We start from the raw sequence: 5,468 nt of genomic DNA, 5'->3' as shown, positions 1-5,468 counted from the left end.
CGGGGCGCGTCGTCCTTGCGGTAATCCATGGCCGGATGCACGACGATCGCTGGCGCACCGAAACTGGTGCCGCGTGTTGGATCGAACCCGCGCCGCTCAAGGGCAGTTTCGACCTCGTGCTTTGGTGTCAATACTCGTCGTCCCCAGCGCCCTGTTCGAACAACTGGATGGGTGCGGCAGGCATGACCGTGGAAATGGCGTGCTTGTACACCAACTGCGAGTGCCCATCACGGCGCAACAACACCGAGAAATTGTCGAACCAGGTGATGACGCCCTGCAACTTGACGCCATTCACAAGGAACATGGTCACGGGAACCTTGCTCTTGCGAACCGCATTCAGGAACACGTCCTGCAAGTTGTTCGCCTTTTCGCCTGTCTTCGTCGCCTTCTCGACCATCGGTCGCCTTCTCTCGCTCTTGGCGGGCCTTGGCGCCCGCATACGCACCGTTGCCCGGTGTCGACCGACGCATACTCGACGCGCCAACGCGCTATGTAATTGGCCTAAGGCCTGCGCACAACCGCCAAACTACTGGATTTTAGCTCATTCGTCATCAATTCGGTCGGATTCCGATATGCCAAGCGCTTTCAATTTCCGGTGCAGCGCCGAACGCTCCATGCCGATGAACGCCGCCGTGCGGCTGATGTTGCCCGAGAATCGGCGGATCTGCACTTTCAGATATTCCCGCTCGAACGCCTCCCGTGCTTCGCGAAGCGGGGTTCCCATGATCGACCGGGCGGCCTGATCCGGCAGAAGCCGCGCAGGCGCCGATGTCAGTTCCGGCGGCAGATGCTCGTGGTCGATACGTTCGGCGCCGTCTGCCGGGGCCATGATCAGTGTGCGCTCGACGATGTTGCGCAACTGGCGCACATTGCCCGGCCAGTCATAGGCCTGAAGCGCAGCGATCGCTTCCTCGCCGATCGTCGGCGTCCTGACGCGCCGCTCGGCCGCCAGCCGGGCAAGGAAATATTCCGCCAGATGCGGGATGTCCTCCCGCCGGTCGGCGAGCGACGGCAGGCGCACCGGCACCACGTTCAGGCGGTAGTATAAATCTTCGCGGAACCTGCCCGCCTGTATTTCCGACGCAAGGTCGCGCGCCGTTGCCGACACAACCCGCACATCGACTTTGATCGAACGGTTGCCGCCGACGCGCTGAAAGCTTTGATCGGTCAGCACGCGCAGGATTTTCGCCTGCGTTGTCAGTGGCATATCTGCCACTTCGTCGATGAACAGGGTTCCTCCATCGGCCACCTCAAGCAGTCCTGGCCGAACGAGTTCGCCGCCCTGCTCTTCTCCGAACAGTTCTTCCTCGACGCGGTCAGGTTCCATTCGGGCCGCCGCAACGACGACGAACGCGCGTTCAGCGCGGCTCGACCAGCGGTGCAGCAGCCTTGCCGCGACTTCCTTGCCGGAACCGGCCGGGCCCTGGATCAGCACGCGGCTGCCGGTTGCGCCCACCCGCTTGATCGTCGCGCGGACACTGTTGATCGCCTGGCTGGTGCCGGTCAGTTCATTTTCGATGCCCGCAAGGTTCCGCAGTTCATCGACTTCGCGGCGCAGCCGCTCGGTCTCGGTCGCGCGGGCAACAGCCATCAGCAACTGGTCGGCCTGAAACGGCTTTTCGATGAAGTCCCAGGCGCCGCGCTTGATCGCCGCGACTGCGGTATCAAGGTTGCCGTGGCCCGAAATGATGAGGACAGGAAGCCCCGGATCCTTCGCCTTCACCACGTCAAGCAATTCCAGACCATCCAGCCGCGACCCCTGAAGCCAGATGTCGAGGATCAGCAGCGCCGGCCGACGTTCCGCCAATGCAGCAAGCGCGGCGTCACTGTCTGCGGCAGTGCGCGGGCGATAGCCCTCGTCCTCCAGGACCCCGGCGATCAGCGAGCGGATGTCGGCTTCATCGTCCACGACCAGAATATCGAGGGGCATTTCAGATCGTCTCTTTCTCGGGTTCGGGTTGCAGAAGAAGGGCGCCGTTCGTGACCATGTCGAACTCCATGCGGACGAACGCGCCCCCTTCAGGGCGATTTCCGATCAGCAGCCGTCCGCGATGATCCTCGACGATCCGTTTGACGATGGCGAGGCCAAGGCCGGTCCCGCGCTGGCGGGTCGTCACATATGGTTCGAACAGGCGGTCGCCAAGCTCGTGCGGCAGGCCGCAGCCGGTGTCGGCCACCTCGACCACCAGCAGATGGTCGATGGTGCTCATGGTTACCGACACTTCATCGTGCTGCTGTTCCGCTTTCGATACAATAGCTTCGGAAGCATTTTTCAGCAGATTGGTGAAAACCTGCCCGATCTGCCTGCGGTCGCATACAAAGGGCGGCATGGAGGCGGGCGCATCCAGCCGGAACCGAATGTCCGGCATCGCCACTTCGGCCAGAAAGATCGACTGTCGGGCGATTTCGGGCAGGGATTCCTCGTGGAACACCGGTGTCGGCATCCGCGCAAAGGCCGAGAATTCATCCACCATGCGGCGGATATCATCCACCTGCCGGATGATAGTGTCGGTAAGTTGTGCGAACACCTCGCCGTCGTGCGCCACTTCCGGCGAAAATCTGCGCTTCAGCCGTTCGGCGGCCAGTACGATCGGCGTCAGCGGGTTGCGGATTTCATGGGCGATACGGCGCGCCACATCCGCCCAGGCCGCACGACGCTGGTCGGCCAACCGCTGGGTAATATCGTCGAAGGTCAGGATGTAGTTCGGTTCGCCGCCGGTATCGGCCGTCAGGCGGACAGCAAGAGTCTGCGCTTCGGCAACGCCCCGGCTTTGCGGGCGGGCACGGCTTACCTCGCCAGCGGCGACCCCTTCGTGGCGGGCGGTTTCCAGCAGTTGCTGAAATTCGGGCGCGGCTTCGGCCACGGTCCGCCCCGACAGGCCCAGCGGGCCGCAGTCAAGAAGCGCCTCGGCGCTGGCGTTGGCAAGCCGGATCACGCCATGTGAATCGATCGACAATACCCCGGCCGATACGCCCGACAACACCGCTTCGGTAAAGCGACGCCGCAGTTCCGACTGCTCGTTGGCGTCGATCAGCGCGCTTTGCTGGGCCTTCAGTTCGGCCGTCATCCGGTTGAACCGCCGGGCAAGCGTGCCGATTTCGTCGTTCGCGCCCTTTGGGTCGACCCGCGCATCGAGGTCACCTTGCCCCACTTTCTCGGCGGCTTCTGCCAGTTCGCCGATCGGCGTCACGATGCGGGTGGCCAGCAGGATCGCGTACCAGACAGCAACCGCCACCACCAGCAGCGACACAACAAGCAGGATCAGGTTGAACCGCCATTGCAGCGCGCGGGATCGATCCGTCAGCGCCTTGTATTCGCTAAGCGCCTGCTGCGTTCGGGTCACTTGTTCCAGCACACGCGGTTCAACGGTGCGGCTGGTATAGACGAACACCGGCGCCTTCGCGTGCAACCTGACAACAGCCTCTACCCGGTCTTTGGCTGAAGCGATGGCGACGGCTTCACCGGGCCGGATGGTTGAAAGATCCAGCGTCGCCAGCCTGCCCGTTAGCTGGGGGGCATCGAGGCTGGCTGAGGCAAGCATGGCCGGACCGTCGTTGCCGATGTGAAAGACAGCCGCTTCCGACAGGTTCCGCGCCGCTACCTGAAAGGCAAGCCCTTCACGGAAGTTCGGAGAGCCGACACCGAAATCATTCCAGTAATCCGAGACATCGCGCCCCATGGCGACAACATCGTCCAGAATTCTGGCTTTGTTTTCCTCGACATAGGTTTGCGCAACCTGATCCGCATTGTCGAGCACGGTCTTCGCCCGGTCCGAGAACCAGAACTGCACGCCGAACTGGAACAGCAATGATGCGAAGATCACCACCAATATGGTCGGCGCGGCTGCAAGCGCGGCAAACAGCGCAACCAGACGGACATGCAGGTGTGCGCCCGCCCGCCCTGCCCTGCGATTGCCGATCAGTGCCGCAACCCGCCTGCCGATCAGGAACAGTAACGCCAGCAGCGGCAACAGGTTGGCGACCAGCAGCAGCGCCACCAGCGACGGCGAAAAACCCTCGGCAGGTGCGCGCTTGCCCGTAAGGAAAGCATAGGAGGAAAGCCCGACCAGCAGTGCAATCGCGCCGACGAGGATTTCAAGCCCGGCCGACTGCCCCGGCGTCGCCGCCCAGCGGCCGAACCGCCGCCGCGCCAGCCTGAGCCGCACTGCCACACGCTGCGCGAAGGATCCCGTAGGGCTAGCCATGACCGCTGCGTGCCTAGCAGAGTCGCGTTGCCAAAGAAACACAGATCAGCACACAGCGTGGCCAATCCGATACAATTTGCCTCTGGCCGGGAGGCTCGGTTCAGGCCGCAGCGGCGATCTGTGTCTGTAGCGTCGACGGGGGCGCCTGCAACAGTTCGTCGTAGAACCGATCCAGCATGGCGATCACTTCCCCGGAATCAGGCACCATGTTGACCTTGTTGCGGAATTCTGCCGAGCCGTGCAGACCCTTGGTGTACCAGCCAAGATGTTTGCGGGCGATCGGCACACCATGTTCACGCCCGTAAAGGTCAAGCATCGCCTGATAATGTTCGAGAACGATCTGCTTCTGCTCGTCGAGTGGCGGAGCCTTGGGCACGGGGCCACCCGACAGTTCCGCCATCACCTGGCCCAGCAGCCACGGCTTGCCATAGGCGCCACGGCCAACCATCACGCCGTCGGCGCCCGATTGCCGCAACGCTTCACGCGCATCCGCCGGCGAACAAATGTCGCCGTTGACGATGACGGGCAGGGAAACCGCCTGCTTCACAGTTGCAACGAACGCCCAGTCGGCGGTGCCGGAATACATCTGGTTGCGCGTGCGGCCATGCACGGTGATCATGCGGATGCCCAGATCTTCAGCGATCCGGGCCAGTTCCGGTGCATTCAGGCTGTCGTGGCACCAGCCCATACGCATTTTCAGCGTAACCGGGACCGAGACTGCCTTTACTGTATGTTCAATAAGTTGCGCCGCCAGCCTCAGGTCTTTCATCAGGTGTGAACCGGCGTGACCGTTGACGATCTTCTTCACCGGGCAACCCATGTTGATGTCGATGATCGCTGCGCCGCGCTGCTCGTTCAGGCGGGCAGCTTCAGCCATCACGCGTGGCTCACAGCCGGAAAGCTGCATCGAAACAGGTTCTTCGGATGGGTCCCAGGCGGCCTTTTGCAGCGATTGCCGGGTTTCGCGCACCATCGCCTCGGACGCGATCATCTCCGTCACGGTCAGGCCCGCGCCAAACCGCTTGACCAGCGTGCGGAACGGCCGGTCGGTTACGCCGGTCATGGGTGCCAGTATGACCGGAGACTCTATGGATACCGGCCCGATCGAAAGCGGCCCGAGCGAATGCGGGGAGGGTTTCTGCATGACCTGTCCTGATGAGAACGGACGCCATAGACGAGTCCCCCCTTTCCGGCAAGAAGCGGACGGCCTATGGGCGACGCCGATGCTCGATGAAGGCACAAACTCTCCCGTGAACGCCGCGC

The 5,468-nt window shown here is 62.9% G+C and carries 3 protein-coding genes and 1 pseudogene; all 4 read right to left on the bottom strand.

Features of this window, described 5'->3' with window-relative positions; genetic code table 11:
* Positions 1-136: 136 nt before the first annotated feature.
* Positions 137-397: pseudogene (hfq, locus tag AC16JP_RS09090) on the bottom strand (RNA chaperone Hfq); the annotation flags it as partial.
* Positions 398-541: 144 nt separating this feature from the next.
* On the bottom strand, positions 542-1,930 hold the full coding sequence (gene ntrX / locus AC16JP_RS09085; protein WP_484340294.1) for a nitrogen assimilation response regulator NtrX: 1,389 nt from the start codon (positions 1,928-1,930) through the stop codon (positions 542-544).
* Position 1,931: 1 nt separating this feature from the next.
* Positions 1,932-4,205, bottom strand: a complete 2,274-nt coding sequence (locus tag AC16JP_RS09080) for a sensor histidine kinase NtrY-like (protein ID WP_484340293.1) — start codon at positions 4,203-4,205, stop codon at positions 1,932-1,934.
* 100 nt (positions 4,206-4,305) lie between these two features.
* The gene (gene dusB / locus AC16JP_RS09075) at positions 4,306-5,349 is read right to left on the bottom strand and encodes a tRNA dihydrouridine synthase DusB (RefSeq protein WP_484340292.1); all 1,044 of its coding nucleotides are present in this window, start codon (positions 5,347-5,349) and stop codon (positions 4,306-4,308) included.
* Positions 5,350-5,468 lie beyond the last annotated feature (119 nt).

It is taken from the genome of Sandaracinobacteroides sp. (genome assembly GCF_057137845.1).
The sequence above is the reverse complement of the archived record's forward strand: the minus strand, read 5'-3'. Positions and strand labels throughout refer to the sequence as shown.